At 50.8% G+C, this 3,061-nt stretch carries 2 rRNA genes (1 of these 2 only partly in view); both read right to left on the bottom strand.

Annotation, left to right across the window (positions count from 1 at the left end):
• Positions 1 to 12: 12 nt before the first annotated feature.
• Positions 13 to 125: ribosomal RNA gene (rrf, locus tag NFX52_RS29195) — 5S ribosomal RNA — on the bottom strand.
• Between the two features lie 154 nt (positions 126 to 279).
• Positions 280 to 3,061 (bottom strand): 23S ribosomal RNA (locus tag NFX52_RS29190); it runs 97 nt beyond the window's last position.

The raw sequence follows: 3,061 nt of genomic DNA, 5'->3' as shown, positions 1-3,061 counted from the left end.
TGGGCTGTAAGAGCCTGACGATGACCTACTTTCACACGGGAACCCGCACTATCATCGGCGCAAAGTCGTTTCACTGTCCTGTTCGGGATGGGAAGGAGTGGTACCAACTTGCTATGGTCATCAGGCATAACTGGGTGCTGGGCTGTTCGAGGAACAGCCTGGCGAATTCATAGAGTTTGGAATCAGATTTTTGTGTCTTTTGACTGCGTCAACTTGGCATAACAATCTTTGAGCTTTTCACACATTCCTTGCGGTTTGCATATTGGCTATCAAAGTTATAGGGTCAAGCCGCACGAGCAATTAGTATCAGTTAGCTTAACGCATTACTGCGCTTCCACACCTGACCTATCAACGTCCTGGTCTTGAACGACTCTTTAGGGGGCTCAAGGCCCCGGCAGATCTCATCTTGAAACGAGTTTCCCGCTTAGATGCTTTCAGCGGTTATCTCTTCCACACTTAGCTACTCGGCAATGCCACTGGCGTGACAACCGATACACCAGAGGTGTGTCCACTCCGGTCCTCTCGTACTAGGAGCAGGCTTCCTCAAATCTGCAGCGCCCACGGAAGATAGGGACCAAACTGTCTCACGACGTTTTAAACCCAGCTCACGTACCTCTTTAAATGGCGAACAGCCATACCCTTGGGACCGGCTACAGCCCCAGGATGAGATGAGCCGACATCGAGGTGCCAAACACCGCCGTCGATATGAACTCTTGGGCGGTATCAGCCTGTTATCCCCAGAGTACCTTTTATCCGTTGAGCGATGGCCCTTCCATACAGAACCACCGGATCACTATGTCCTGCTTTCGCATCTGCTCGACTTGTCAGTCTCGCAGTTAAGCACGCTTATGCCATTGCACTATCGTCACGATGTCCGACCGTAACTAGCGTACCTTCGAACTCCTCCGTTACGCTTTGGGAGGAGACCGCCCCAGTCAAACTGCCTACCATGCACTGTCCCCGATCCAGATAATGGACCTAGGTTAGAACCTCAAACACACCAGGGTGGTATTTCAACGTTGGCTCCATGACATCTAGCGACATCACTTCAAAGCCTCCCACCTATCCTACACAGATCTGTTCAAAGTCCAATACAAAGCTACAGTAAAGGTTCATGGGGTCTTTCCGTCTTTCCGCGGGGAGATTGCATCATCACAAACATTTCAACTTCGCTGAGTCTCAGGAGGAGACAGTGTGGCCATCGTTACGCCATTCGTGCAGGTCGGAACTTACCCGACAAGGAATTTCGCTACCTTAGGACCGTTATAGTTACGGCCGCCGTTTACTGGGACTTCAATCAAGAGCTTGCACCCCATCATTTAATCTTCCAGCACCGGGCAGGCGTCACACCCTATACGTCCACTTTCGTGTTTGCAGAGTGCTGTGTTTTTATTAAACAGTCGCAGCCACCGATTTTTTGCAACCCCGTTGGGCTCGCCTTGTACAGGTTCACCTACTTGGGGCATACCTTCTCCCGAAGTTACGGTATCAATTTGCCGAGTTCCTTCTCCTGAGTTCTCTCAAGCGCCTTAGAATACTCATCTCGCGCACCAGTGTCGGTTTGCGGTACGGTCGTCAATAGCTGAAGCTTAGTGGCTTTTCCTGGAAGCAGGGTATCACTCACTTCGTCTGCAAGCAGACTCGTTATCACCCCTCATCTAAGCCCGGCGGATTTGCCTACCAGGCACGACTACAGGCTTGAACCAACATATCCAACAGTTGGCTGAGCTAACCTTCTCCGTCCCCACATCGCACTATTGATCGGTACAGGAATATTGACCTGTTTCCCATCAGCTACGCATCTCTGCCTCGCCTTAGGGGCCGACTCACTCTACGCCGATGAACGTTGCGTAGAAAACCTTGCGCTTACGGCGAGGGGGCTTTTCACCCCCTTTAACGCTACTCATGTCAGCATTCGCACTTCTGATACCTCCAGCATCCGTTACCAGACACCTTCACAGGCCTACAGAACGCTCTCCTACCACTTGCAATAAATTGCAAATCCGCAGCTTCGGTAACTGGCTTAGCCCCGTTACATCTTCCGCGCAGGACGACTCGATCAGTGAGCTATTACGCTTTCTTTAAATGATGGCTGCTTCTAAGCCAACATCCTGACTGTTTTAGCCTTCCCACTTCGTTTCCCACTTAGCCAATTTTAGGGACCTTAGCTGGCGGTCTGGGTTGTTTCCCTCTTGAGTCCGGACGTTAGCACCCGGTGCTCTGTCTCCCAAGCTGTACTCGTCGGTATTCGGAGTTTGCATAGGTTTGGTAAGTCGCCATGACCCCCTAGCCTAAACAGTGCTCTACCCCCGACGGTAATACTTGAGGCACTACCTAAATAGTTTTCGGAGAGAACCAGCTATTTCCAAGTTTGTTTAGCCTTTCACCCCTATCCACAGCTCATCCGCTAGTTTTGCAACACTAGTCGGTTCGGACCTCCAGTACCTGTTACGGCACCTTCATCCTGGCCATGGATAGATCACTTGGTTTCGGGTCTACACCCAGCGACTGATTCGCCCTATTCGGACTCGATTTCTCTACGGCTTCCCTATTCGGTTAACCTTGCCACTGAATGTAAGTCGCTGACCCATTATACAAAAGGTACGCAGTCACCCTTGCGGGCTCCTACTTTTTGTAAGCATGCGGTTTCAGGATCTATTTCACTCCCCTCCCGGGGTTCTTTTCGCCTTTCCCTCACGGTACTGGTTCACTATCGGTCGATTACGAGTATTTAGCCTTGGAGGATGGTCCCCCCATATTCAGACAGGATTTCTCGTGTCCCGCCCTACTTTTCTCTAGCTTAGTACCACACGTCTGTTTTCGCATACAGGGCTATCACCTGCTATGGCCGGACTTTCCATTCCGTTTTGCTAACAGTCGTGCTATCACTAGAAGGCTCTTCCGATTTCGCTCGCCACTACTTTCGGAATCTCGGTTGATGTCTTTTCCTCGAGCTACTGAGATGTTTCAGTTCACCCGGTTCGCCTCGCATACCTATGTATTCAGTATGCGATACCTCTTGCGAGGTGGGTTTCCCCATTCAGAAATCTCCGGATCAAAG

It is taken from the genome of Acidovorax facilis, assembly GCF_023913775.1.
GTDB lineage: Bacteria > Pseudomonadota > Gammaproteobacteria > Burkholderiales > Burkholderiaceae_C > Acidovorax > Acidovorax facilis.
The sequence above is the reverse complement of the archived record's forward strand: the minus strand, read 5'-3'. Positions and strand labels throughout refer to the sequence as shown.